This window comes from Halosimplex halophilum, from assembly GCF_004698125.1.
GTDB lineage: Archaea > Halobacteriota > Halobacteria > Halobacteriales > Haloarculaceae > Halosimplex > Halosimplex halophilum.
On sequence record NZ_SRHV01000006.1, the window covers coordinates 44,745 to 68,419 of the forward strand.

The 23,675-nt window shown below is 71.1% G+C and carries 33 protein-coding genes; 15 read left to right on the top strand and 18 right to left on the bottom strand.

Annotation, left to right across the window (positions count from 1 at the left end):
• Positions 1 to 38: 38 nt before the first annotated feature.
• On the bottom strand, positions 39 to 305 hold the full coding sequence (locus E3328_RS20465; RefSeq protein WP_135366513.1) for a hypothetical protein: 267 nt from the start codon (positions 303 to 305) through the stop codon (positions 39 to 41).
• An 80-nt stretch (positions 306 to 385) separates the two neighbouring features.
• Here E3328_RS20465 and E3328_RS20470 point away from each other — a divergent pair, with 80 nt between their 5' ends.
• The 3 genes from E3328_RS20470 (at position 386) to E3328_RS20480 (ending at position 2,916) form a co-directional block, all read left to right on the top strand.
• Positions 386 to 1,135: a GNAT family N-acetyltransferase gene (locus E3328_RS20470; RefSeq protein ID WP_135366514.1), complete on the top strand. Its 750-nt coding sequence runs from the start codon at positions 386 to 388 to the stop codon at positions 1,133 to 1,135.
• Between the two features lie 307 nt (positions 1,136 to 1,442).
• Positions 1,443 to 2,048, top strand: coding sequence for an SWIM zinc finger family protein (locus E3328_RS20475; protein WP_135366515.1), 606 nt, complete (start codon positions 1,443 to 1,445; stop codon positions 2,046 to 2,048).
• 223 nt (positions 2,049 to 2,271) lie between these two features.
• Positions 2,272 to 2,916 (top strand): helix-turn-helix domain-containing protein, encoded by a 645-nt coding sequence (locus E3328_RS20480; RefSeq protein WP_135366516.1) that lies wholly within the window; start codon positions 2,272 to 2,274, stop codon positions 2,914 to 2,916.
• Positions 2,917 to 2,949: 33 nt separating this feature from the next.
• On the opposite strand, the gene E3328_RS20485 is transcribed toward E3328_RS20480, so the two are convergent.
• Entirely contained in the window at positions 2,950 to 3,423 is a 474-nt protein-coding gene (locus E3328_RS20485) for a hypothetical protein (protein WP_135366517.1), read from the bottom strand.
• Positions 3,424 to 3,763: 340 nt separating this feature from the next.
• On the opposite strand from E3328_RS20485, the gene E3328_RS20490 reads away from it, so the two are divergent.
• From E3328_RS20490 to E3328_RS20500, 3 genes are all read left to right on the top strand, one after another.
• Positions 3,764 to 4,132, top strand: coding sequence for a HalOD1 output domain-containing protein (locus E3328_RS20490; protein WP_167837501.1), 369 nt, complete (start codon positions 3,764 to 3,766; stop codon positions 4,130 to 4,132).
• A gap of 294 nt (positions 4,133 to 4,426) precedes the next feature.
• Positions 4,427 to 5,473: a hypothetical protein gene (locus E3328_RS20495; protein WP_135366518.1), complete on the top strand. Its 1,047-nt coding sequence runs from the start codon at positions 4,427 to 4,429 to the stop codon at positions 5,471 to 5,473.
• A gap of 162 nt (positions 5,474 to 5,635) precedes the next feature.
• On the top strand, positions 5,636 to 6,001 hold the full coding sequence (locus E3328_RS20500; RefSeq protein WP_135366519.1) for a hypothetical protein: 366 nt from the start codon (positions 5,636 to 5,638) through the stop codon (positions 5,999 to 6,001).
• A gap of 159 nt (positions 6,002 to 6,160) precedes the next feature.
• Here E3328_RS20500 and E3328_RS20505 read toward each other — a convergent pair whose 3' ends face one another.
• From E3328_RS20505 to dps, 4 genes are all read right to left on the bottom strand, one after another.
• Complete coding sequence (locus E3328_RS20505; protein ID WP_135366520.1) at positions 6,161 to 6,499, bottom strand: DUF7130 family rubredoxin-like protein; 339 nt, start codon at positions 6,497 to 6,499, stop codon at positions 6,161 to 6,163.
• 77 nt (positions 6,500 to 6,576) lie between these two features.
• Positions 6,577 to 6,852, bottom strand: coding sequence for a HalOD1 output domain-containing protein (locus tag E3328_RS20510; protein ID WP_135366521.1), 276 nt, complete (start codon positions 6,850 to 6,852; stop codon positions 6,577 to 6,579).
• Between the two features lie 72 nt (positions 6,853 to 6,924).
• Positions 6,925 to 7,875, bottom strand: a complete 951-nt coding sequence (locus E3328_RS20515; RefSeq protein WP_135366522.1) for a TIGR03557 family F420-dependent LLM class oxidoreductase — start codon at positions 7,873 to 7,875, stop codon at positions 6,925 to 6,927.
• Positions 7,876 to 8,056: 181 nt separating this feature from the next.
• Positions 8,057 to 8,719, bottom strand: coding sequence for a DNA starvation/stationary phase protection protein Dps (gene dps, locus E3328_RS20520; protein WP_135366523.1), 663 nt, complete (start codon positions 8,717 to 8,719; stop codon positions 8,057 to 8,059).
• A 202-nt stretch (positions 8,720 to 8,921) separates the two neighbouring features.
• Between dps and E3328_RS20525 the strand changes: the two genes are divergently transcribed.
• A complete protein-coding gene (locus E3328_RS20525; protein ID WP_135366524.1) occupies positions 8,922 to 9,248 on the top strand; it encodes a hypothetical protein in 327 nt (108 codons plus the stop codon).
• Between the two features lie 26 nt (positions 9,249 to 9,274).
• Here E3328_RS20525 and E3328_RS20530 read toward each other — a convergent pair whose 3' ends face one another.
• Positions 9,275 to 9,520, bottom strand: a complete 246-nt coding sequence (locus E3328_RS20530) for a PRC-barrel domain containing protein (RefSeq protein WP_135366525.1) — start codon at positions 9,518 to 9,520, stop codon at positions 9,275 to 9,277.
• A complete protein-coding gene (locus tag E3328_RS20535) occupies positions 9,517 to 9,990 on the bottom strand; it encodes a DUF5789 family protein (RefSeq protein ID WP_135366526.1) in 474 nt (157 codons plus the stop codon). The genes E3328_RS20530 and E3328_RS20535 overlap by 4 nt, the downstream gene beginning before the upstream one ends.
• Positions 9,991 to 10,172: 182 nt before the next feature.
• On the opposite strand from E3328_RS20535, the gene E3328_RS20540 reads away from it, so the two are divergent.
• The gene (locus E3328_RS20540; protein ID WP_135366527.1) at positions 10,173 to 10,727 is read left to right on the top strand and encodes a uracil-DNA glycosylase; all 555 of its coding nucleotides are present in this window, start codon (positions 10,173 to 10,175) and stop codon (positions 10,725 to 10,727) included.
• A 16-nt stretch (positions 10,728 to 10,743) separates the two neighbouring features.
• On the opposite strand, the gene E3328_RS22265 is transcribed toward E3328_RS20540, so the two are convergent.
• Positions 10,744 to 10,965 (bottom strand): DUF7535 family protein, encoded by a 222-nt coding sequence (locus E3328_RS22265; RefSeq protein ID WP_449404993.1) that lies wholly within the window; start codon positions 10,963 to 10,965, stop codon positions 10,744 to 10,746.
• A gap of 34 nt (positions 10,966 to 10,999) precedes the next feature.
• The gene (locus E3328_RS20545; RefSeq protein WP_135366528.1) at positions 11,000 to 12,229 is read right to left on the bottom strand and encodes a CBS domain-containing protein; all 1,230 of its coding nucleotides are present in this window, start codon (positions 12,227 to 12,229) and stop codon (positions 11,000 to 11,002) included.
• A 304-nt stretch (positions 12,230 to 12,533) separates the two neighbouring features.
• On the opposite strand from E3328_RS20545, the gene E3328_RS20550 reads away from it, so the two are divergent.
• Together E3328_RS20550 and E3328_RS20555 are read left to right on the top strand one after the other, a co-directional pair.
• Positions 12,534 to 13,232, top strand: a complete 699-nt coding sequence (locus E3328_RS20550) for a helix-turn-helix domain-containing protein (RefSeq protein ID WP_135366529.1) — start codon at positions 12,534 to 12,536, stop codon at positions 13,230 to 13,232.
• 133 nt (positions 13,233 to 13,365) lie between these two features.
• Positions 13,366 to 13,746, top strand: a complete 381-nt coding sequence (locus E3328_RS20555; protein WP_135366530.1) for a DUF4112 domain-containing protein — start codon at positions 13,366 to 13,368, stop codon at positions 13,744 to 13,746.
• 66 nt (positions 13,747 to 13,812) lie between these two features.
• Here the strand turns inward: E3328_RS20555 and E3328_RS20560 are convergent, their stop codons facing one another.
• Positions 13,813 to 14,331: a hypothetical protein gene (locus E3328_RS20560; protein ID WP_135366531.1), complete on the bottom strand. Its 519-nt coding sequence runs from the start codon at positions 14,329 to 14,331 to the stop codon at positions 13,813 to 13,815.
• 192 nt (positions 14,332 to 14,523) lie between these two features.
• Positions 14,524 to 14,760: a hypothetical protein gene (locus tag E3328_RS20565; RefSeq protein WP_135366532.1), complete on the bottom strand. Its 237-nt coding sequence runs from the start codon at positions 14,758 to 14,760 to the stop codon at positions 14,524 to 14,526.
• A 773-nt stretch (positions 14,761 to 15,533) separates the two neighbouring features.
• Between E3328_RS20565 and E3328_RS22270 the strand changes: the two genes are divergently transcribed.
• Both E3328_RS22270 and E3328_RS20575 read left to right on the top strand, forming a co-directional pair.
• Complete coding sequence (locus tag E3328_RS22270; protein ID WP_167837503.1) at positions 15,534 to 15,938, top strand: CBS domain-containing protein; 405 nt, start codon at positions 15,534 to 15,536, stop codon at positions 15,936 to 15,938.
• 49 nt (positions 15,939 to 15,987) lie between these two features.
• Positions 15,988 to 16,230, top strand: coding sequence for a hypothetical protein (locus tag E3328_RS20575; protein WP_135366534.1), 243 nt, complete (start codon positions 15,988 to 15,990; stop codon positions 16,228 to 16,230).
• Between the two features lie 6 nt (positions 16,231 to 16,236).
• On the opposite strand, the gene E3328_RS20580 is transcribed toward E3328_RS20575, so the two are convergent.
• Positions 16,237 to 16,458: a DUF1328 domain-containing protein gene (locus E3328_RS20580; RefSeq protein ID WP_135366535.1), complete on the bottom strand. Its 222-nt coding sequence runs from the start codon at positions 16,456 to 16,458 to the stop codon at positions 16,237 to 16,239.
• Positions 16,459 to 16,849: 391 nt separating this feature from the next.
• Here E3328_RS20580 and E3328_RS20585 point away from each other — a divergent pair, with 391 nt between their 5' ends.
• Positions 16,850 to 17,557 (top strand): hypothetical protein, encoded by a 708-nt coding sequence (locus tag E3328_RS20585; protein WP_135366536.1) that lies wholly within the window; start codon positions 16,850 to 16,852, stop codon positions 17,555 to 17,557.
• On the opposite strand, the gene E3328_RS20590 is transcribed toward E3328_RS20585, so the two are convergent.
• The gene (locus E3328_RS20590; protein WP_135366537.1) at positions 17,554 to 18,222 is read right to left on the bottom strand and encodes an SOUL family heme-binding protein; all 669 of its coding nucleotides are present in this window, start codon (positions 18,220 to 18,222) and stop codon (positions 17,554 to 17,556) included. The two genes, E3328_RS20585 and E3328_RS20590, sit on opposite strands and share 4 nt — an antisense overlap.
• 102 nt (positions 18,223 to 18,324) lie before the next feature.
• On the opposite strand from E3328_RS20590, the gene E3328_RS20595 reads away from it, so the two are divergent.
• Both E3328_RS20595 and E3328_RS20600 read left to right on the top strand, forming a co-directional pair.
• Complete coding sequence (locus E3328_RS20595) at positions 18,325 to 19,191, top strand: amidohydrolase family protein (RefSeq protein ID WP_135366670.1); 867 nt, start codon at positions 18,325 to 18,327, stop codon at positions 19,189 to 19,191.
• A 114-nt stretch (positions 19,192 to 19,305) separates the two neighbouring features.
• The gene (locus tag E3328_RS20600) at positions 19,306 to 20,334 is read left to right on the top strand and encodes a zinc-dependent alcohol dehydrogenase (RefSeq protein ID WP_135366538.1); all 1,029 of its coding nucleotides are present in this window, start codon (positions 19,306 to 19,308) and stop codon (positions 20,332 to 20,334) included.
• Positions 20,335 to 20,388: 54 nt separating this feature from the next.
• Here E3328_RS20600 and E3328_RS20605 read toward each other — a convergent pair whose 3' ends face one another.
• From E3328_RS20605 to E3328_RS22410, 4 genes are all read right to left on the bottom strand, one after another.
• The gene (locus E3328_RS20605; protein WP_135366539.1) at positions 20,389 to 21,105 is read right to left on the bottom strand and encodes a DUF7260 family protein; all 717 of its coding nucleotides are present in this window, start codon (positions 21,103 to 21,105) and stop codon (positions 20,389 to 20,391) included.
• A gap of 121 nt (positions 21,106 to 21,226) precedes the next feature.
• Positions 21,227 to 22,450 (bottom strand): tyrosine-type recombinase/integrase, encoded by a 1,224-nt coding sequence (locus E3328_RS20610; protein ID WP_246023076.1) that lies wholly within the window; start codon positions 22,448 to 22,450, stop codon positions 21,227 to 21,229.
• Between the two features lie 29 nt (positions 22,451 to 22,479).
• Positions 22,480 to 22,836, bottom strand: a complete 357-nt coding sequence (locus tag E3328_RS20615; RefSeq protein ID WP_209452253.1) for a type II toxin-antitoxin system PemK/MazF family toxin — start codon at positions 22,834 to 22,836, stop codon at positions 22,480 to 22,482.
• A gap of 6 nt (positions 22,837 to 22,842) precedes the next feature.
• A complete protein-coding gene (locus E3328_RS22410; protein ID WP_209452254.1) occupies positions 22,843 to 23,241 on the bottom strand; it encodes a helix-turn-helix transcriptional regulator in 399 nt (132 codons plus the stop codon).
• Positions 23,242 to 23,675 lie beyond the last annotated feature (434 nt).

Below are 23,675 nucleotides of genomic sequence, written 5' to 3' on the forward strand. Positions count from 1 at the left end.
GCCCGAACCGGACACGGACCGGACCCGAACCGGACGAGCTAGTCCTCCCAGACGAGTTCCAGCGAGAGGTCGGCCGTACACCCCGGTCCCCGTACCTCCCCGGCGTTCTCTTCGACCTCGACGTCGTCCTCGTCGAGGTAGTTCGGGCAGTGGCCGTCCTCGATCACCTGCATGACGGTGACGGTGGTCCCGCAGGCCGGGCAGTCGAGGGCGATACCCTCCTCGTCCTCGTGGATCGCGTCGGGGCCGAGCGTCATCCGGGCGCCGCTCGGCGCGTCGCCGCTGGCGCTCTCGCTGTCGGTCATCGTGACTGCGCTTGGGGCCCCCGCCGGAAAAGGGCCCGGTCGACCCGAGGTTTACGGGGCGGGCGGTCCAACCCGGGAGTATGGAGATCAGAGACGCCAGAGCGAGCGATGCACAGGGGATCGCCGACACGGCGCGCGCGTCGCTGCGGGAGTCGTACGACTTCCTCGCCGACGGGACGATCGACGAGGTGGTCGCGGAGTGGTACGACGGCGAACGCGTCGCCGAAACGGTCGACGACGAGGAAAGCGCGTGGCTCGTCGCCGAGGACGGCGACGCGGTCGTCGGGTTCGTCCAGGGCGTCCTGGTCGACGCCGAGCCGCCGGTGGGCGAGATCCACTGGCTGCACGTCGCGCCGGACGCCCGCGAGGAGGGGCTGGCGCGGCAGCTGCTCGGGCAGGTCCAGGAGACCTTCGAGAAGCGCGGCGCCGGCCGGCTCCGCGGGACCGTCCTCGCCGGGAACGAGGCGGGCTGGTCGTTCTACGAGGCCGACGGCTTCGAGCGCGTCGACGAGCGCGAGGTGACCGTCGCCGGCGACGCCTACGACGAGTACGTCTACGAGCGGGCGATGGGGGAGGCGGCCGAGGACCTGGTCGTCGAGCCGGTCGAGACGCCGGCCGGGGAGCTGTTCGTGAACTTCAGCGAGGGCGAGCGCGGGTCGAAGGCGCCGTTCTACGCCGCCTACCGGACTCGCGACCTCGAGGAGAAGTACGGCTGGTACTGCAGCAACTGCGAGTCGGTCAGCACGGCGATGGACTCGATGGGCCACATCGAGTGCAACGACTGCGGCAACCGCCGGAAGGCGACCCGCTGGGACGCCTCGTACCTGTAGGGCGGTCCGGAGCCGGGTCCCGGCCGTCGACGGTGATATCGGCCGGTAGGGCGGACTTACCCCCGAAGGGTTTAGGCGGGTTGCGGTCGTACCCAGGGAGAACGAATCGCCCGATGACAGTCGAATTCAGCGGCCGAGCGCGACCGGGCTGTGAGACCTTCGGCCGCCGTCGACCGCGGGCGACCGCACACCCATGACGCGTTCGAGAAACACGCAAGCGTCACTGTCTGATTCACCGCTGGTATCGGCGGACCGGGCCGACGGCGCTCGGCTCGACGAGGCCTCCCGCCGGGCGTGGTCGGAGGCGATGACCGTCCGGCCGTTCGGCGACGCCTACCTGGTCGACTGCGACGACGGGACACACTACGTGCGGCTGGGACCGAGCACGTGCTCCTGCGGCGATTCGCCCGCGGAGGACCGCTGTGTGCACGTCCGCCGGGTGGCCATCGAGATCAACCTCGGCAGGGTGCCGCCGCCCGCCGAGCGGACGGTCCCCTGCGCGGGCTGTGGCCGTCAGGTCGCCGTCTCCGCGGCGGATTCGCCGCCGCCGCTGTGCGCCGACTGTCGGCTGGAGCCGGGCGACCTCGTCGTCGACGAGGCCGGCGACGGGGAGACGCCGCTGCTCGTGGTGTCCGAACCCGGTCGACCCGCGGACGTGGTGGCGCTGCCGGACGACGACCGGTCGGTCGCGGACTACCCCGGCAACGACGGGTACGCGGCCGACGAGCCCGTCGTCGAGGTGGTGTACCCGCGAGCCGTCTCGACGGACCGACCGCCGCGCCGGTACCGGTTCCCGCTCGCCCGGCTGGAGCGGCCCGACCGCGGCGACAGGCCGCCCGAACGCGGCGGCGGCGAACGGCCGAACGAGAGGGACGGCCGCGATGGCGAAGCCGCCGTCGTCGACGGCCAGTGACGGCGGGATCGCGGCCGAGAGGGATCCGTACATCCGCGACCCCGAGGGCGCGCGGCGATCCGGGCGACCGCTCCCGGCCTCCGCCGAGTACCTGCGAGCGCAAGGAACACCTTTACCGTCGACGCCGTATGGTAGCCCGACCTTTTCGGGGACGTAACCCGGCACTTGCAACGGTGGGCTGTGTATACTATTGGGGACGGACGAGCAACGCCGAGACACCCGAATGAGTACCATCGTGAAAGCCACGCTGCCGGTCGAGGAGTTCGCGCTCGCGGAGACGTTCGACGCCGTCCCGGCGGTGGAGTTCGACGCGGTGCGGCTGGTGACACACGGCACCGACCGCGTCGTGCCGCTGCTGTGGGCGACCGACGCCGACTCGACGGCGGTCGCGGAGGCGCTGGCGGCCGACGAGTCGACGGACGAGGTGGCGCTCGTCTCCCGGCGCAACCACGACTCGCTGTTCCGGATGCGCTGGACCGCCGACGTCCGGTTCGTCACGCACGTCCTCGTCGAGGAGGACGGCGCCGTCGTCAGCGCCCGCGGGACGAGCGACGGCTGGACGTTCCGCGTGCTCTTCCCGGAGCACGACGCCGTCTCGTCGACCTACGCCGCCTGCGAGGACCAGGACGTCGACATCGACGTGACCCAGATCTACCACCTCGACGACGCGCCCTCGCTGGGCGGGTTCCACCTCACCGACGAGCAGTTCAGGACCGTCCGGACCGCGCTCGAACGGGGCTACTACAAGGTCCCCCGCGAGACGACGCTGGAGGAGCTGGCGGACGAACTGGACGTGTCCCACCAGGCGCTCTCCGAGCGGCTCCGCCGGGGGCACCTCGCGCTCATCGAGAACGTCGTCAGTCCGTAGCCGCCGGCGAACGGGCCGGGGCCGAGCGGGGTCCTACTCGTCGGCGCCGGGCGAAGCGGCCGACTCGCCGGCCCGCGCGCTCCCGGTTCCGGTCGACCCCGGGGTGTGTTCCGTTCGTCCGTCTTCCGTCCGCGCCCGTCCGCCGCCCTGCTGCTCCTCCTCGAACTCCGACCACGTGGACTGCTCGGTGTCCGAGCGCCGTTTCCGGACGAGGTAGGCGGCGGCGCCCGTGGCGGCGACGCTCAGGAGGAGCAGGCCGACCTTCGACCCGCCGCCGTCGTCGCTACCGTCGGATGTCGAGCGATCGGCGGGCTCCGTGCGGTCGTCCGGTCCGGACCGCCCGGCCTCAGTTTCGCCCTCGCGGTCACGGACGGCGACGGCCTCCTCCGCCAGCGCCTCCCGGACGGCCTCCTTGACCGGTTCGCGCACCAGTTCGGCGACGACGTAGCGCGCGCCGTCGGTCATCGCCTCGCGCTTCGAGTTCGCGGCTGACTGCTCTGTTGCCATGCGTTCCCGTCGAGTACCGCTGCGCCCGATACCGTTCGGCTTGCGGATACAGGGGACCGAAACGGCCCCGTCTCCCCGCGGTCGCCCATCGGCCGCTCCGCTGACGCGGCTGTCCTCGGCGCCCCGCGGAGGCCGAGCGCAGTCGTGGACGCGGTCCGCCGGAGGTAAGACTGTCGTACCCTCGATAGCGGCGGGTTACCGGCGGCCGGCCGAACGGTGCGAACCCGGCCGAGAGAGCCCGCCATCCCCGTCCCGTCCCCGATTTGGCACTCTGTACCGAACGCTCCAGCAGGAGAAAGGCTTTTAGTAGTCGATGGATAATGAGAGGCTGTCACAACCAATGTATCGCAACCAATCGTACGTCGAACCGACCGGCCAGCGCGGGCAGACGGTCGGTGACGCGGGGACGTACTACGTCAAACACGACTTCGGGGGGGCCGCGGAGCTGACGACGACGCTTGCACACGCAATCTCGGACGTGACCGGCGTCGACGTGACGGACACGGGCTTCACCCTCAACGACCACGTCGACCCGGAGGCGCTCGACCGCCTGTTCAAGCCGAAAGACGACGGGACCGCCCGGGTCGACGGCCACCTCTCCTTTACGATCTGGGGCTACCAGGTGACCGTCTACAGCGACGGGCAGATCGCCATCGTCCCGCCGAACCAGCCGCCGGCCCCCCAGCAGGGCCCGGGTCGCGGGCGGTAACGACTCCCTCGCCCCGCGGTCTTTCTCTCAGGTTCGATTACTCCGGGGCCCCGGCCGCCCGCGCCGCGAACGGCGTCTCCGGCGTGTCGGTCGTTTCGACCGTCGCGTCGCTTGGAACAGTCCCGTTTCCGGCGCGTAGCCCCGCCGAAACGCGGCGGCGTCGCTGAACGGTGGGCGCGATTTATGGGTGGCCCGCGGTTCGCCCCGAGTGCAACGGCGGCGCTCGCGGGGTCGCGCTGTGGTTCCGAACGCCCGAGCTCGCCGTCGGTACTGCACGTTCGCCCAGATCTACCCATGAGCCAGACAGACCAACTCGTCAGTAAAGCGATCGAACTCCAGCGGAACACACTCGAGAACAGCCAGCGGGCCATGGAGCAGGCGGTCGAGCTGCCGCTCCAGCAGTCGGTGGCGCTCCAGCGCAACGCCGCCCAGCTCGTCCTCGACGGGCTGGAAATCGGCAACTGGATGGGCACCCGGAGCGTCGAGTTCACGCGCGACGCGCTCGACTCCTACCTCGATACGGTCGAGAGCGCCGCCCGCGACACCTCGGAGCTGACAGAACGCGGGATCCGAAACGTGGAGACGGCCGGCCAGCGCGGCCTCGACTCAACCCAGCAGTTCGCGTCCGGGATGGCCGGCGACGGACAGGCCACGGCGAACGCCGGGGCGGAGGCGGGGGCGCCGCCCGGCTACCGGACGCCGGCGGAGTCGGTCGCGGCGTCGAACCCGCAGCCGGCTCCGCAGGGATCACCGAACGCGGGACCGCCCGCGGACGCCCCCGGTCCGGCGGGATACGCCCAGCCGCCCGCTCAGGCCCCGCGGCCACCGGCCCAGTCATCCCAGCCCCCCGCACAGCCGCCACAGCCCCCGGCGCAGCCCTCACAGTCGTATCAGCCCGAACAGTCGCCGGCGCAGTGGATCCCGTCCCGACAGCTGCCGACACAGGGGCCGCCGGGTCAGGGACCGCCAACTCGGCAGGCACCCGCCCAGCAGACACCGATTCAGGGCACGCCGCAACAACCGCCGAGCCAGCAGGGGCCGAGCCAGCAGGGGCCGAGCCAGCAGGTCCCACTCCAGCGAGCGCCGGCGGGACAGCCCTCACAGGAGGTAACCCAGGTGGGACAGCCGGCACCCCAGCCGCGATCGCCGATGGCGACGGGACAGACGCCGACGCCGGCCGGGCGGGCACCGACGGCCGATCCCCGGCAGGTCGCCGAGCAGCAGCCGGCCGCCGAGCAGCCGCCGAGCGGCACGATGCAGGACAGCCAGCGGCCCGCCGCCCGGCCCGCGGTCGTCGGCGAGGGCGAGCGCGAGGCGGAGCCGCCGGCGGACAACGCCTGAGTGCATTTCGGCAGTCTCACGGCCGATAGGGCGCCCTGAGGGCCGTCCCACCGCCATCGGCTCGGGGCGAATAGAGTAACCCGACGATACCCGTCGGCGACGGGCGTGCTAGCTCGCCGATACTTATGCGTCGCGCCGGCCAAGCGCCGGTGGTGTCTCACGATGCAAGTTGTCTGTAAGGACGGCACGGCCATCCAGTGTACCGACTTCGAGGCGATCGACTCGGGCGTCCTGCTGTACCAGGACTCGCCCGGCCGCGAGACACGCGGCGAGGACGAGGAAGAGGCGGAAGAGGAAGAGCGCCGGGCCGCCGGCTTCGTCCCGATCACCGAACTCCGGTTCGTCGTCCCCGACGAGATGCTCCAGGCGAGCGGCCGGGGCCAGCGGGCGCCCGCGCCCGAGTCCGGTCGGGGCGGCGCGCCGCCGGGCGCCCCGACCGGCCAGGGCGGCGGGATGGCCCAGCAACAGCAGGTCCAGGGGTTCCCCGGCGGTCAGTCCGGCGACCCCTACGGACCCGGCGGCCAGTAGACGACACCGCCGGTCCGAAACGCGCTCGTCGAACCAGAATCACGGTCCGGGTTCGACCCTCGTTTCGAGTTCTCCTGTCGCGAGTCTTCGAGCGACGGCGCGGCTGACGGGGCTGGAACGTCGGAGAACGGCGTCGAATCGATAGCTCGCTCCGGCCGGTCAGTCCTCCGTCCAGTACATCAGGGCCTCCTTCTCGGTGCCGCAGCCGGGACAGCGGTCGGGCAGCCCCTCGTCGATCTCGCCCATCTCGCCGCAGACGGTGCAGCGCCACATCAGCTCCGCCTCGCCGAACGAGTGGCCCGAGCGGGCGTGCTCGACGCTGAGCCCCTCGACGCCCTCGCGGGTGGTGACGAAGACCCCGCCCTCCTCCATCCCGCGGACGTTCCCGACGGGCTGGCCCCCCTTGTCGTAGAGGGTCTGTCCGAACGACAGCGAGGTGGCTTCCTCGGTCGCTTCGGCGTCCGATTCTTCCGTCGGTGTCTCTCCTCGTCCGCTCATACGTCCCGTTGGAGTCCCGCGTGGATAACTCTGTTTGCGGGCCACTCACGTCGCCCGCGACCGCCGCCGGATCGCGGTCAGTCGACCGCGACGAACCGCGCCGTGCCGTCCTGGTCGACCGTGATCCGGTAGCCCTCGAAGGTGAACTCGACCTGCACCTGCGCGTCCTTCGAGGGCGGCGTCGAGAAGAGGTGGTCGATCATGTGGTCGACCTGTTCGTACATCGTCGCGAGGTCGGTCGTCTCCTCCCCCCGGAGGTCCGCGACCGTCTCGGCCACCGCCGTCGCCGGGTCGTCCTGGTCGGTGTCGAACTCGCGGTGGACGATCTTGTCGCCGTCTGAGGCCTCTGCCATGCCCGGTGGCTGTCGCGCCTCGGTCAAGTTCCTTGTGTCCGTTCGGGTGCGGGACCGGGCGTAATCGGGGGATTACCGGAACGAGGGGAGCACCTGGGACTCGTAGAACTCGAAGAACGCCGACTGGTCGGGGCCGACCTGGTGGACGTACACGTGGTCGAAGCCGGCGTCGACGAACCCCTCGATCTGCTCGATGTGGTCGTCGGCGTCGGGCCCGCAGACGACTTCCTCGGCGATCAGGTCCTCGTCGACGCGCTCGGTGGCTCCCTCGATGTCCTTCGGCGTCCGCAGTTCCCAGTTGATCGACCCGGGCGAGGCGCCGTTGGGCCAGTACTCGGCGGCCGTCTCGCGGGCCGACGCCGCGTCGTCGGCGTAGCAGACGGTCACCTGGCCGTAGCGGGGTCCCTCCCCGTGTTCGCGGAACCGCTCGACGAACTCGCCGACGGGCGCCGTGCTGACCAGCCCGTCGCCGATCTCCCCGGCCATCGCGGCCGACTTCGGACCGGTGCCGGAGACGAAGATCGGCGGCGTCTCGTCGGGGAGAGTGAACAGCTTCGCGTCCTCGACGGTGACGCGGTCGCCGCGGTAGGTGACGTTCTCGCCGGTCCAGAGCTCGCGTATCGCCTCGACGCTCTCCTCGAGGCGTTCGGCGCGCACGTCGAAGGCCGGCCACCCCTCGCCGGTGACGTGTTCGTTGAGGTTCTCGCCGGTCCCGACCCCGAGGAAGAAGCGGCCGTCGAACATGTCGGCGACAGTCGCGCCGGCCTGGGCGACGACCGCGGGGTGGTAGCGCTGGTACGGGCAGGTGACGCCGGTCCCGACGCGCAGGTCGTCGGTCTCGCGGGCGACGGCGCCGAGGACGCTCCAGGCGAACGGCGCCTCGTCCTGGCGCTCGACCCAGGGGTGGTAGTGGTCGGAGACCAGCGCGTGTTCGAAGCCGGTCTCCTCGGCGGCGACGGCGTGGTCGACGAGGTCGTCCGGCGGGTGTTCCTCGCTGGACAGCGCGTACCCGAGGTCAACCACGGCACTCCTCCCGTGCGGGCGGCCCGGTGGCTGGTCGGCGGTGCGGTCGCGTGCTGTGAGACGGCGGGTGCATCGGTGTCGGTGGCTGTTCGGTTCGGGAAGGGGTGCGGTTCGAGCGGCGGGGCGATTCGAGCGACGGCCCGGTTCGAGCGGCGGTGAGGGCCCAGTCGCAGTCGGGTTGTTACTGGGAGTTCGGCGAGGGCTGGCCGGTCATCGCGCCCGTCGAGATCCCGGACGCCTGCTCGTACTGCTCGTGCGTGCCGGGCGCCCCCTGGAGGTGCGCCTCGAGGAACCACAGCGACTTCGACACGTCGCGGGACACCTCGTTGAGCAGGTCCGCGGTGTCGAGGTCGCCCCCCTCGTCGGCCATCCGGATCTGCTCGGCGAGGTTGGCGTCGAGCGTCGCCATCCGGTCGGCCAGCGCGGCGACCAGCGCGATCCCGTCGTAGGTGTCCCGCGGGAACGGCTGGACGGCCGTCGCCTGTGCGACCTCGTGGACCGTGCCCGGCGGCCGGCCGCCCAGCGCGCTGACGCGCTCGGCCACCGCGTCGATGTGGGGATCGAACGTCTCGATCAGCTCCTCGAACAGCTCGTGGAGCTGGTAGAACTCGTGGCCCTTGACCGTCCAGTGGGCCGTCTTGAGCTGCATGTTGATCGCCGTCAGGTCCGCGAGACACTGGGTGAGCGCGCTGATGCTCGTCGTCCGGACGGCCTCGGGGAGGTAGTTCCGCGTCGGGAACACCTGTCCCACGGGGCCGGCGGCCGCCGACTGGCCGCCGGCGGGTGTCTGCCCGGAACTGCTGCCGGACTGGCCTGACTGCTGGTGCTGGATATTCTGGCTCATAGGCACTCGCCCGCTACGTAACGACCTGTCATCAACATTGACGGTGGGTGTGCAAGCCCCGAGCGCCGCGCGAGCGGCGGGGTACCGCGATCACCTACCGCGGTCACCACGGTTCCGGCTCCGACATCCCTGAGTCGTCCGTTCTACGCCGACCCTCGGGCTCGGCCGTGGCCCTAAGTGGCCGCCGCCCCACCGTCGAGACATGGCGTCAGACCACTCCGAGGAGTCGGCCGTCCGGCACACGACCGACCCGACGCTCGCCCGCAGCGTCATCGAGGAGCGCGACGGCTACCCCGCCCACGTCCCCGGGAGCGAGGGCGAGGGCGACAGCGGACTGCTCCGCGTCGGCTTCCGCGACCGCGACGAGGACCTCAAGGAGATCTCGTGGGAGCAGTTCCGCGAGGAGTTCGAGGGCAAGGACCTGGCCGCGATCTACCGCGAGGACGAGGCGGCCGTCGACGAGAACCGCCCCGTCGTCCTCGAAGACGAGGAGACGGCGGAGGAGGACTACGGCGGCGAGGCGGCCTGACGCGGACGGGGTCGTGACCGGTCGCGTCAGATCTCCGCTTTCAGCCGGATCGCCTCGTCGCCGATCCCGGCGACGAGTTCGCGCTGGAGCGGGAACGCCTCCTTCCCGTGGTCCTCGACGCCGAGCTTCGCGGCCACGGTCTCGGCGACCCCGGGGTTGGGGTCGACGAACGCGGTCTCGTTCTCGTAGTCGACCACTCTGCCGACCCGCTCGCCGTCGTGGACGACCGGTTTGCCCACGTCCGCCTCGGTGAGGTGGTCGCGGCCGCTCACTGTCCCTCCCTCGTGTCCCCCGCGTTCCCCCCGCCTTCGGCGCTCTCGTCCTCGGGGTCCGCCCGCGGGTCGACCGGGGTCGTCCCCTCGCGCTCGATGCCGCCGTCGCGCTCGTCGTCGTCGATGGGACCGATCGGCCGCTCGTCGTTGTACTCCTCGGGGCCGGCGGCCTCGCCGGTCAGCTCGTGGTAGATCGCTTCGCGGGCCTCCGCGGCGGACTCGAAGCGCTCGTCGACGAGGCGGTCGAAGACGGAGCCCAGCGACTCCGTCTCGTTGGCGAGGTCGATCTGCTCGTCGCCGTACTCGACGGCCAGCTCCTCCGAGGTGGTCGGGTACTTGGCCTCGCCCAGCATGTCGCCGACGCGGCCGAGTTCGTCCTCGACGATCTCGTCGCGCTCGCGGCGGCGGTCGACCGCGCTCTCCTGGACGCGCTCCGGGTCCGGGTCGTACGAGTCGCCGTCGTCTGGCATCGATCCGGCTAGCCGAGCGACGCGGAAAGGTCTGGTCCCGGGCATCGCCACGGCGTGGCGCGGCGGTCGGCGGCGACGGGGCGCGACCGTCCGCGAGGCAGTCGCCGCGCTCGACGGGAGGGGACGGAACGACTGGCTCCCGCCGGCGAAAGCCCGTTTACCGTCGACGCCCAACCGGGGACGTGTCCGAGCTCGACTTCGAGGCGACGTTCGCCGCGGAACTCGACGTGGTGCCCGACGAGCACCGCGACGACGAGCGGTTCGTCCCCGCTGCGGGCCCGCTCGACGCCGAGATCGCCTTCGTCGGCGAGGCGCCCGGCGCCACGGAGGTCGCGGAGGGCGAACCCTTCGTCGGCCGCGCCGGGAGCCGGCTGGACGGCCTGCTGGAGACGGTCGGGATCGACCGCGAGACCGTCTACGTGACCAACCTCGTGAAGGTCCGGCCGCCGGAGAACCGCGACCCGACGGCCGACGAGCGCCGCGTCTGGAAGCCGCTGCTGGACGCGGAACTGACCAAGGTCGACCCGGCTGTCGTCGTGACGCTCGGGGCCGTCGCCAGCGGGGCGGTCCTCGACACCGACGAGGCCGTCGGAGACCTGCGCGACGAGACCTACGAGGTCGACGGCCGGCTGGTCCTGCCGACGTACCACCCCGCGGCGACGTTCTACGACGACGGTATCGAGCCGATGCTCGAACGCGACCTCCGTGTGGCGAAGGACATCGCCGACGGCGAGTGAGGCGACGGGCGCCGGCTCAGTACTCGGGGTCGCGGCCGACGCTGGTCAGCCAGTCGGCCAGCAGGTACAGGAGGAAGAAGGGCAGCAGCGGCAGCATCGCCAGAGCGATCAGCGCCCCGATGACGTAGCCGATGATAGCCATCTCGCTGTTCGGGTGCAGGCCGCGCATCTTAGATACTGTGTCCATTGGTGTATTGAGTGTCGTCGACCGGGCGAATCGAGTCGTCGAGGCCCGAATGTGATTGTGTGCGGAACGAGGCGCGAGTCGGTCGTCAGGCTTCGAGCCACCAGCCGAGCAGCCGCTCGGCGTCCTCGGCGGAGCGCTCGCCGCGGCGCTCGCCCATCGTCTTGCCCTTCTCGTCGAGCACCGTGCGTTCGAGGTTGTCGCGGGCGCTCCGGATCGCGGGGGCGTCGCCGTACTCCTCGCCGGTACCGGCGAAGCGGCCGCGGTCGGTGAACAGCCGGATCGTCGCCTGGATGAGCGGCGACCCGCGCTGGCGCTCCTTGTGCCGGTGGAGGACGACGTAGGCCTCGATCACGTCCATCTCCTCGAACTTGTCCGTCACGCCGTCGATCAGGTCGGCCACCTCCTCGCGGGTCATGGTGGTGAGATAGCGCGCGCCGAACACCTGCAGGCGCGTCCCCTCGTCGGGGGTCCAGGTGAGCGAGCGTAACACGTCGGTCAGGGTGACGATGCCGTCGACGCCCTCGGCGGGGACCTCGACGACCAGCGACGAGTAGTCGTCGTCGAGCATCTCGCCGACGGCGTCGTCGAGGCCGGTCGTCGGGCCGGTCGTCGCAACCGGCTCGTTCATCACGTCGCGGGCGGGGATGTCGAGCAGTCGGTGCTCGACGCCGGCGCGCTCGCCGTAGCCCTGGTCGGCCCGCTCGGCGTCGGTCGAGTTCGCGCCGCCCCGTCCGAAGCCCTCGACCGACCCGCCCTGCTGCTGGTCGGTCTGTCGGACGGCGAACTCGAGGAGGTCGAAGTAGCTCACCATCCCGACCGCGTCGCCGGCCTCGTCGACGACCGGGACGCGGGAGATCCCCTCGACGCGCAGCCGGTGGATCACCTCGCCGACGGTGGTCTCGGGTTCGACCGACCGCAGGTCCCGGGTGTACACGTCGCTCACGTCGAGCGCGTCGAGGAACGGTTCGGTCGCGGCGGCGACGCTCTCGGCGGTCACGACGCCCTCGAAGACCTCGCCGTCGTACACCGGGACGAGCGGGTACTCGCTCTCGACCATCCGGCGGGCGACCTCGCGGATGTCGTCGCGGCGGTCGACGCCCGGCACGTCATCGCGCATGACCGACCGGGCCTTCTCCTCGGGGTCGTGGCGGGAGCTGACCAGCGCCTTCCGCGTGACGACGCCCGCGACCCCGTCGCCGCCGCCGATCAGGAGCGCGGGGTCCCGGTGGGTCTGGAAGGCGCCGAGCAGTTTCGACACCGGCGTCTCGGGGTCGAACTCGCGGTACTCGGTCGTGAGGGCCTCCGAGATGTCCATTCGTGGACGGTTCGGGCGCTCGCCGGATAGCCCGCCGGCTTGCACGCGCCAGCGACGAGGGCCGCGCCGTCCGGCTGTGGGCCCCGGGTCTCCGGCGGTCGGCCCATCGATCGTCTCGCGCCAGCACGGTCACAGTGCGACCGGATCCCGCCGGCGAGCCGCGGCCCAGCGTCGCGGGTAAGCCGGCCCTATCGTCCGGCACCGGCTCGGCGGGAATCGCGCGACGGGCGGGCGAATCGGGCCGATCGATTCCGGCTTGCGTAGGCGCCGTGTTCTTTTCTTGGTGCCTGCGAATGCCTACCCGATGAGCACGATCGTCGAGGCGACAGTCCCGGCGGACCAGTTCGCGCTCGCGGAGGCGCTGTCGAGGGTCCCGACGACGGAGATCCGCATGGTGCGACTCGTCGCGCACGGGTCGGAGTACGTGATGCCGTTCGTCTGGGCCGGCTGCGACGACGCCGCCCGGGTCCGCGACGCGCTGGCCGACGACCCGACCACCGAGTCCGTGACGCTGCTCTCGGAGTTCGACGGCGAGGCGCTGTTCAGGGTCGACTGGGCGGCGAAGGTGCGGGTGTTCGTCTCCATCGTCGCCGAGGAGGACGCGACGATCCTCGACGCCTGCGGCCGCGACGGCACCTGGCACCTCCAGGTCTTCTTCCCCGACCACGAGCTGGTCTCGGCCACCCGCGAGTTCTGCGAGGACTTCGGCATCGACCTGGAGCTCGAACGGGTCAACCGCCTCTCGGAGGCCTCGGAGTACGGCCACCTCGGGCTGACCGAGCGGCAGTACGAGACGCTTGTCGACGCCTACGAGGCCGGCTACTACGAGGTGCCCCGGACCGTCAACCAGGAGGAGCTGGCCGAGCACTTCGACGTGTCCCACCAGGCGCTCTCCGAGCGGCTGCGCCGGGCCCACGAGACGGTCATCACGAACGCGCTGTACCACAAGATCCACCGCCGCGACCACGACGTGTCGCCGCGCATCCGCCACGAGGCCGACTGACGACGGCGCTTTCCTCCGCACGGTGTTCACTCTGCCACCGCCGGGGCGTCGGTCGCCCGCTCCGAACCGCGCTCCGTCCCGGCGGCGCAGGGGCCGGGGGAACACCTAATCGGGTCCGGCCCCAACCGCGCCCATGGCAAGCGCCATCCCGAAGTCGGGCTCGGCCGTGACCGGCGCGGCGGACGAAGCGACGATCGAACGCGCCCGGGCGGTTGCGACGCTGCTCGACGAGTCGGTCCGGATCCCGGTGGTGGGCTACCGGGTCGGGCTCGACCCGATCCTGGGGATCGTGCCGTTCTCCGGCGACCTGGTCGCCGCGGTCGCCTCGCTGTACGTCGTCTACGCCGCCGTCGCGGTCGGCGTCCCGAAGCGGACGGTCGCCGTGATGCTCGGCCGGATCGGCGTCGACCTCGCGGTCGGGTCGATCCCCGTCCTCGGCACGCTCGTCGACGCCGCCTGGAAGTCGAACGTGCGAAACGTCGAGGCCATCGAGGCCCACGTCGGCTCGGCCTGACGCGGAGCGCGGGCTGGTCGTCGCCCGTTCCCGGCTTTCCGGATCGCTCGTTCCCCCTCCGACGAGTCACGGCTGTCGCGGCCGGCCGGCGCCCCCACCGTGTTCGACGGGAACGCCGGTTGCCGGCCCGGTATCGACTCGTTCGCCCGTGAGTTGGACCTGCATCGGCACGAGGTGGAGCGACGGCGGGAGGGGGGACGCGCCGGACGCTCCCGATCGGTCCGGGGGCCGACCGCTGTCGTCCCCGACGGCGACCCGCGTGATGCGGAGCCGCGGCTCCGTCCGCGGACCCGCCCCGGACCGCCGGGACCCGGGGTCCGAGACGGAGCCGGAACCGTGGTCGGGGGCGGAGTCTCGGCCCGGCGGCTCCCGCTCCGTGGCGGCGTCGTCCCCGTTCGGCTCCGCCCCTGCCGTCCCGGTATCGGACTCGTCGCTGTCCTCGGTGTCCTCTCGCTGGTCTTTCGGCAGGAACTGTCCGGTCTCGGGGTCGCGGGGCTGGCCGCCGCTGTCGTCGTCGGCGTCCGCTTCGGACCGGCCGGCCTCGCGCTCCGCGCCGCGACCGGGGTCGGTGTCGTCGGAACTCATGGGTGAGCGCCAGCCGTGAAGCGCGCTGACACGGATCGGTTGCCCGCCGTGACGCATAAAATAGCGTGACGATTCGACCGGTTTGTCGGCCCCTACCGGATGCGTTCGGTGTCGGCGTCCGCACAGCGCCGCCGAGCGGTCGGAACCCTAGCGGTCGGGGTCGACGGGTGGTCGGGGTCGAGGACGGTCGGCTCAGCGCCGGCCGGGACACTCCTCGGGGAGGTCGTCTCTCGTGAGCCGCTCGGCGCCGCAGACGACACAGCGGTAGTACGACTCCCGGTAGCCGCGCTGGTCTTCGAACCCGCGGTGTGACTCGGGGTGGCGGCCGGGGACCCACTCGGTCTTGTCGATGACGAGGTGGGGGCCGACCGGCTCGGCGTCGGGGTAGGACGGTGCGACGGATCTGACCGCGTTGTTGTGGGTGCTCATGTTTCTCGATCCCACGGTGGACGCCGGCGGACCGCCGATCTCGGGGGCGGTCGCCGGTCGAGGTCCCTAGGGGATCGACCGGTATAAGCAACTCCCCTGGCAGGGTCCTGACCTGTCGCCGTCCGTTGGTTTCGACCGCGTACTCGCCGGTAAGCAGGGCCGGATCGATCCGTCGGGTGCGGGTCCGAGAGGGGGCGGCCTGCGGACGGTCTTCGGGGTTTATTGACCGGCCGGGCGGACGGGTTCCCGTCGGCCGGCGAGCGTCCGCGCCGACGATCACTATGTCACCGAATCAGGGCCGCGACCCGTCAGACCCGCGGGCACGACAGCAGCGAGGCAGCGCACAGCGACCGCCGCAGTTCACCCAGGGCTTCCCGCTCGGACAACCGCCCCAGCGATCCCAACAGCCCCAGCAACCGCAGTCCCACCAGCAGCCCCAGCAACCGCAGTCCCATCAGCAGTCCCAGCAACCGCAGTCACCCCAGCGGCCTCAGCAGTCGGGGAGCCAACAGCCGCCGGGGCCGGAGTACGGGGCCCGGCAGGGCCCACCATCACAGGGGAGCCGGCCCCAGTCGGGACAGCCCCAGCAGGGCGCACCGCCTCAGCAGGCTGCTCCACCTCGGCAACCCGCGGCGTCCCAGCAGGCCGCCGCTTCCCGGGGGACGGCCGGGACACAGCCGGGGACACCCCAGCGCCAGCCCCAGTCCCAGCCGCAGTCTCGCCCCCGGGCCCGGCCGGGGCGACCGCTCCTCAGGCCGGTCACTGTCGACGACGTGGTCGCCGAGGACGTGGTCACCGTCGAGCGCGACACGCCGGTCCGGACCGCGGTCTCGGAGATGGGCGAACGCGACGTGGGGTCGGTCGTCGTCGTCGACGAGGGGCGACCGGTCGGAGTCGTCACCGACCGCTCGGTCGCGCTCGCGCTGGCGGAGACGCCGGACGTCGCCGACCGGTCGGCCGAGGAGCTGACCGACGGCGACCCGATCACCGTCGACACCTCGACGACCATCTTCGAGGCGCTGCAGCTGATGAGCGACGAGGGAATCCGCCGGCTCCCGGTCGTCGACGACGACGGCCGGCTCCAGGGGATCGTCACGCTCGACGACGCGCTGGTCCTGTTGACGGGCGAACTCGACAAGCTCGCGACCACGGTGAGAGAACAGTCGCCCCGGATCTGAGGCGGGGCGACCGAAGCCGTTTTACGCGTCGATTCGAAAGCCGCCCTTAATGGCCGCGCGAGAGCAGCCGTCGTTCCGGCAGATGTGCCACGAGACGCCGTTCCGGACCGCGCTTTTCACCTTCGGACCGCTCGTCGTCGGCGCGGCGCAGGTGGCGAACGCGCTCGTCCACGGGTCGTATCTTCCCCTGCTCGCCGCCGTCGCGGCGGCCACGGTCGTCTACTCCGCCCTCGTGACGCGCTACCGGCTCGCGACGTTCCGCCGGCGGACCCTGACGCGGGCCGCCGAGTAACCCCCGTCACAGCACGAGCGAGGCGACCGCCAGCACGAGGAAGATGAGCACCAGCCACTTCGCGATCTCCATGCTCAGCCCCGCGACGCCGCGGGCGCCCAGGACCGCCGCCACGATGGCGAGCAGGAAGAACGCGATGGCCAGCGTGATGAAGTTCCCCGTGAAGAACTGCAAGGGGATCGTCCCGATTCCGACTGCCGTGGCGCCGACCGCAGTGAGTCCGTACATGGGTCTTCACCTCGGGCTACTCGCGTCGCCCTCTTTGTAATAGAGCTTATATCGAACATAACGGCGTGTTATCGGGCTGAGGGGTCGATATCCGGGTAACTCCTCCCCGGACCGTTCCCGCGCGTCGACACCCGACCGTATCCCAGCTACACCGACCGCTCAGACCCGGTGTCGTATTCAGAATCGAACGACGAATACGCCTGTTACGAGTTAGTATCAGAAACGAAGCTGGTAACTAAATACATAAAAACGCGCACACAGACGTAACGAACCGTACTTTCGATATTCGATACCTGTGTTCGAATAATTACAGCAGTCCGAGCGGAAACGCAACACTATTACGTTCACCTTTCGGAGAGTACGCCGACGCTACCGAACCGATGAGGGGACAATGACCGACGACGCGTCCGGGGACCCGCGACTGGGATCGGCGTATCAGACGACGCTCGAGGAGGGGGTGACGCTGGTCGGCGTGGTCCACGACCACCCCGCGAGCGTGGCGCGGGTGAGCGGGGTCGTGGAGCGGCGCCGCCCCGACGTGCTCGCGCTCGAACTCCCGCCGCTGGCGGTCGGGCTGTACGAGGCCCACGCGGCCGGCGGGACCGACCCGCTGGCCTTCGGCGGGGAGATGAGCGCTGCGATCGCGGCCGCGGAGACCGACCGGGTGGTCGGGATCGACGGCCCCTCGCGCCGGTTCTGCCGGCAGCTCGCGGCGCGGTTCGCGCGGGAGCGTCCCGCAGCGGGGACGGTCGCCCGCTCGCTCAGGGGCGTCGCGTCGGTGACGCGGACGGCGGTCGCCTGCCGGGTCGCGGCCGCCGTCGCGCGCCGGACGCCGCTGTCGCCGACCGTCGGCTCCCGGACGGAGTACGACATCACCGCCGCGGACCCCCCCGAGCGACAGGCCGAGGACGAACGTCGCCAGGCCGGGGCGGCGACGGCCGTCCTCGACGCTTTCGAGAAACCGCCCGCCTCGCGGATCCGCTCGGAGACGCGCGAGGCGCACATGGCCGACCGGATCCGGGCGCTCCGGCGGGAGGGCGAGGTGGTCGCCGTCGTCGGCCTCGGCCACTTCGACCCGCTCGTCGAGCGGCTGGGTTAGTCGGCGTCGACGACGACCGCGACCTCGTTACGCCGGAGCATCGGGAGCGCGCCGGGACCGTCGTAGCCCATGAAGAAGGGGTCGCCCGAGACCGGGACGCCGGCCCGCTCCAGCGTCGCAGTGAGCCGGTCGGCCTCGCGGGCGACCCGCTCGTCCGTGGGTCGCCAGCGGAACCGCCGGACCGCCAGCGTCCGCTCGGGGACGGCGACCAGTTCCACCGCGTCGGCGGTCGGCAGCGGCGCGGACTCGTAGTCGTACTCGGCGGGGAGGAAAAACGCCATCCGGACGCCCGCCTCGGTCCGCACCGCTTCGACGGGCGCGGTCACGGAGATGGTCCGGCCACCGCTCCGCCCGACCGCCCGTGGCCCCGTGTCCGTAGAGGCCTCGGGGTCGGCCACTTCGACCGGCGCGGCCATCGCGATCTCCGCGTCGCCCTCGTTCTCGCCCGAGATGTACCCGAACAGCCGCCGGAACGCGTCGCTCCGCGAGGGCGCGACCGTCTCGACCGCGACCGCGGCCGGATAGCGCCGGAGTTCCACGTCGTCGACGCTGGCGACCGTCGTGTATGGGACGGTGTCCGTCACCGACCGCTGGTAGAGCGTCCAGGCGCCCGCCGCGGCGGCGAGCCCGGCCAGACCGCCCGCGACCGTTCGTAGTCGAACCATGCACCGCGTACGGTGCACGCCGGGATAACCGCGCCGCTGGGGCCTGCAAGGTGAGGAAGCGGGCCAACCTTTAGGGCGCGGTCGGCCGTCCCGGCGGGTATGGTGCTCGATACCCACACGCACGCCTGGGGGCCGCCGAGCGAGGCCCACCCGTGGGTCAACGCGGCGCTGGTGGACGACGTCGACGGGTTCGACACCCACACGGTCTACACGGCCGACCGACTCCTCGGCGACATGGACCGGACCGGGATCGACGAGGCGGTCGTCGTCGGCTACCCCCTCCCCGAGTGGACGGACAACTACTACACTCGCCGGGTCGTCGCCGACAGCGACCGGCTGTACGGGGTCGTGATGGTCGACCCCTTCGCCGAGGGCGCGGCCGACCACCTGCGCGAGTGCATGGCCGTCGACGGCGTCGTCGGCGTCCGCCTCGGGGCGGCCTGTCCCTACGACCGCATGTGGGAGACGTTCGACCCCGAGGCGACGTGGCTGCGCGACGCCGTCGAGGAGCGGGCCTTCTGGGAGGCCGCGGTCGAGACGGACGCGGCCGTCCAGATCCTCTGCAACCACCGCCAGCTCGACCAGGCGCTCGAACTGGTCGAGGCCTACCCCGGGCTGACCTACCTCTTCGACCACTTCGCCCGCGCCGGCCCGGCGACGCCGACCGACGAGGGGTCGTTCGCCCGCTTCGCCGACCTCGCCGAGTACGACGGCGTCGCGGTGAAAGTCTCCGAGACGCCCCACGTCTCGGACGCGGCGTTCCCCTACGCGGACGTGCACGACCACGTCCGGTGGCTCGTAGCGGAGTTCGGCCGCGAGCGGGTGATCTGGGGCTCGGACTACCCGAACGTCAGCGACGTGGCGACCTACGGCGAGAGCCTCCGCTGGCTGGACCGCGTCGACGGCCTCTCCGAAGCGGACCGGACCTGGCTCGCCGGCCGGTCGTTCCGCCGGCACGTCCTCCAGTGAACGGCTGGCCGGGACCGGCATGTACTGCCTCGGCCCCGACGACTGGCGTCCCGGTTCACCCGCAAGGTATTAGCCGTTCCGAGGGGTCGTTGCGTGTAGTTCTCGGTCGGACCAATGAAGGCAATCGTCCACACCGACGCCCGTTCGGTCGAACTGCAGGAGCGCGACCGCCCCTCGGTCGGCGCCGGCGAGGTGCTCGTCGCGGTCCACTCGGCGGGCGTCTGCGGGAGCGACGCCCACGCCTACGTCTACGACAGCGGCTACGAGTGGATCAAGCTGCCCCGGGTCATGGGCCACGAGTACAGCGGGCGGGTCGTCGAGGTCGGGAGCGAGATCGAGGAGTTCCGGGCGGGCGACCCCGTGGTCGAGGAGCCGATCCACGAGTGCGGGGCCTGTTTCCAGTGTCAGAACGGCCAGGCCAACGTCTGCCGGAACTTCTCGATCACGGGGATGCACCGCGACGGCGCCTTCGCGGAGTTCGTCGCCGTCGACCCCGAGCACCTCCACGCCGTCCCGGCCGACGTGCCGCTGGGCCACGCGGCCGTGACCGAGCCGACGAGCATCGCGACGCGGGCCGTCCTCGAACGGTCGGCGACCCGGCCGGGCGACGACGTGCTCGTCGAGGGACCGGGTCCCATCGGCGTGCTCGTCGCGGCCGTCGCGGACTCGCTGGGCGCCAACGTCGTCGTCTCCGGGCTCGGCCGGGACGCCGACTACCGGCTCCCGCTGGTCGAGGACCTGGGGATCGCGACGGTCGACCTCGACGATGCGGACCTCGGCGAGCGGACCGAGGCGGTCACCGACGGCCGCGGGTTCGACGTGGTGTTCGACGCGACGGGCCACCACAGCGGCGCCGGGACGGCCGTCGAGCACGTCCGCAAGGGCGGCCAGGTCGTCGTGGTCGGCATCCCCAACGAGACCAGCGAGGTGGCGCTCACGGAGGCGGTCCGCGGCGAGGTCGACATCACCACCTCCTACGGCTCGCTGTGGCGGGACTTCGAGCGGGCGCTCCGGCTGATGGAGCGCGGCGAGGTCCCGGTCGAGGCGGTCGCCGACCGGTCGTTCGACGCGGACGACCCGTCGGCCGCGTTCGAGGCCTTCCTCGCCGGCGAGACCTGCAAGCCGGTCTTCCGCTTCCCGTGACCGAGCGGGCGACCGCGCCGGCCGACCGCCGGCGACGGCCGCTCGTCCCCGCGGCTACAGCGCGGCCGTCCGCACACGGGCGACCGCGGTGAGCACGGGATAGGTCCACTCGGCGTCGGCGTAGACGTACTGACAGAGCTCGTGGCCGTCCGTGCCCGAGAGCGGGTCGCGGCGCTGGACCAGGTCCTGGCGCCGCTCGGCGAGGTCGTCCAGGTCCGACTCGACGCCCTCGGCCGGTCCGGGACCCTCCCAGCGGTCGAGCAGGTCCGCGACCGCGTCGCGGCTCCGGTCGAGCGACGCCAGCTCCTCGTCGAGCTGGTCGACGAGGCGCTCGCGCCACCCGACGGCCTCCTCGACGGCCGAGACCAGCGTCGACTTGTAGAACTCGGTGAACCGGGCGCCGCCCTCGCGGCGGAACCCGGTCGCCACGTCCGCCGAGAGCTCGGCCGCCGCGTGCTCGACCAGCGACTCGCCGTACACCTCCTCGTAGTGGTCGACGCTCATCACCGTCTCCCTGAAGGCGCTACGGACTCGCTCGACCCGCCGCGGCGACGAGTCGGTCAGCTGTCGTGTCCGGTTCGCTCCCGCAGGTTGCCTGCTCACCGTGTCGATTCCCCCGACTCGATCGGCGAACCGCACGTACGCCCGCCGCTCGGCTTCGACCTCCGCACGCTCCGCCTCGACCACCTCCTCGGCCGTCGAGAGCGGTTCCAGGACGTGTTCCCGCAACGTCCGCGAGAGGGGATCGTCCGTCCGGTGTGAGGTCTCCATCGTCTTGGTATCACACCGCACGGTCAAAAGCGTTTCCGGGGGTCGCGGTCCGGTGCTCGCGGCCGATGGCGTCGGTGTGTCCTCCCGAGACGACGGGTCGTCGCTCCCCCGGGAGCGGGTGCTACGTGTCGTCCCTCGGGGTCGGGTCGATCTCGTCGAGCGCCTCCGTCGCCACGTCGCCCAGCTCGCCGGCTTCGATGTGGGAGTAGCGTTCGCGGACCATCTCCTCGGAGTTGTCCAGGTAGCGGGCCGCGACCGTGTAGCCGAACGCGCGGACGAGGACCTCGCCCATCCCGCGGCGCCCGCCGTGGGGTGCGAGGTAGTCGTGTTTCGGGTGGTCGACGTCGACGTCCGCCTCGTCGGAGAGTCGCCGCAGGATCGACCGCGCGCCGTCCGTCGTGATCGACGGCGGCCGGACGTCCTCGTCGAGCGCCAGCAGGAGGTCGCGAGCGTGCGCCCCGCGCCGCTCGGCGATCGCGTCCGGTCCCAGCCCCCGGTCCGCCAGCCCCTCCCGTACGAGTTCCGACAGCGTCCGCCGGTCGAACGTCGGGAACACCGGCCACCGCTCCGTCGGCGGGGACGTCAGCGTCCGGTAGCTCCGCAGCGGCGAGATGGCCGGGTCGGGGAGGCTGGCGGCGTCCCACTGCTGTTTCTTCCGGTAGACGTCCATACTCCCGTCCTCGAGGTCGATGTCCTCCCACCGGACGCCGCGCCGGCGGGGGTCGTCGGGGTCCCGGAGGAGTTCACCCACCCGTACAGCGGTGTACGCGAGGACGACCACGAGCGCCCGGTCGCGGGCCGCCTTCAGCGCCTCGTAGCGCGCCCGCTGCCTGTCGAACGGGTCGGTGTCCTCCGGGAGTGTCGTGTATGCCTCGATGGACTCGCGCGCCTGCTCGTCGACGTGGCGGGTGAGCGCGTGACGCTGCTCCGATGTCCAGGCCTGCTGGTCGCCCGGCTTGCGGCCGTCGTCCTCCGGAATCGGCGCGGTCGCGCTCGCCCGCTGGGCGTAGTGGGCCTCCAGGTAGCCCTCGTTGACACACCAGCCGCACCACGCCGAGATGTACCGGTAGTAGGTCTGGACCGTGTTCTGCTTGAGTCCGCGGTCGCCGGAAAGGTGGCGGGCGTACTCGCGGAAGACGCGCTCGTCGAGGTCCTCGAACGTCGGTTCCCGGTCGGCGTCGTCGGGGACGATCCCGGTACAGTCGTCGCCGCGGTCGCCGGCGGCCCACTCGGCGAACCGTCCGAGTTCGCGGGCGGCGTTCCGCCGGTAGTTCCCGCCCTCGCCGCCGCGACCCTTCCCCTTGTCCTGAAGATAGCGGTCGAAGGAGCTTCGCAACGGTCGCATTGCGGGCTCTCGTCCGGTTGTCTCGTCGATCATGCGGGGTCAACGGCCTCCGGGTTGTCCAGGTAGGAGATCGTGGCCGCCGTGACCTGTTCGGTGAACTCGTCGGTGACCGAGCCCTGCCGGCCGACGACGTGGATCCCGTCTTTCAGCGTGGCGACCGTCCAGGGCAAGACGTAGCTCTGCTGCCCTGGTTCGCCACGGACCCACGCCTCGCTCGGCACGGCGAAGCTGCCTGCGTGGTGGGACTGCGTGGTGAATGCGACGGCGATCGACTCCTCGTCGGGGTAGGGCATTCGCTCGCCGGAAACGACCAGCCACGGGCGGGGGTTGCCGCCGTCCGTCTCGAACGGATCGGGGGCCCAGACTACAGTTCCGCGGTCAGCCATCCGATATCACGACTCCTCGTCGTCCTGGTCGGCCGTTGAATCGACAGGGTCGACCGCGGTTTCCATCCAGGTCTCGACGTCGTCGACGGAGAACCCGCCGTCGATGGCGTCGGCCGTGGCGGCGCCGTGAAACCCTGCCGACGCGACCGCGTGCTCGGCGTCGGCGATCGTCCAGAACCGGTCGCGGTGGTCGACGAGCCCGTGTTCCTCGAGTCGCTTCAGTGTGGGGCCGACGCTCCCCTCAGGCACGTCGACGGCGTCGACGATCTCCCGCTGGCGAAACGCCTGGTCGGCGTGCTCGAGGAGGAAGCGATACACCGCACCCTGCGTGGTGTCCGGCGCGAGGTCGGGGAGCGACGGTCCGTCCTCGTCGATAGACCGGAACTCGTCTTTCGAGATCGGCATCTTGAGTATCGGTTTGTATCAGAAGCTATTATGTCTTATTGGCAGTGCTCTCGACACGGACTGGTGGATGGTGATGTTCGCTGGTTTTTCCCAGGGCTGGGGACCTCCTCGCGCGGTTCCACGTTTCGTGCTCCCCCGACGGCGGCGGGATACTTCAAAGTGGTCGTGATTATTGGGGTAATCACGACCACTCTATAATTCTACGTTTCGCTAGAAAACGGGGTCTTCAACCCTCGTCAAGGCGAATCCTGGGACTTCTTGGATTTATAAATATTATACCGCTATATGGAATGTGGACAGCCTCTGTTGCATAAGTTCCAGCGCAGATAGAGAGAACGGTGACAGTGGGTAGCACCGTCCGCGTTCCCGGGGTTCGGCACGGTCCCCGGCGTGTTCTCCGGCCGATGTCTCGTCGTCAGACCCGTCTCCGAGCG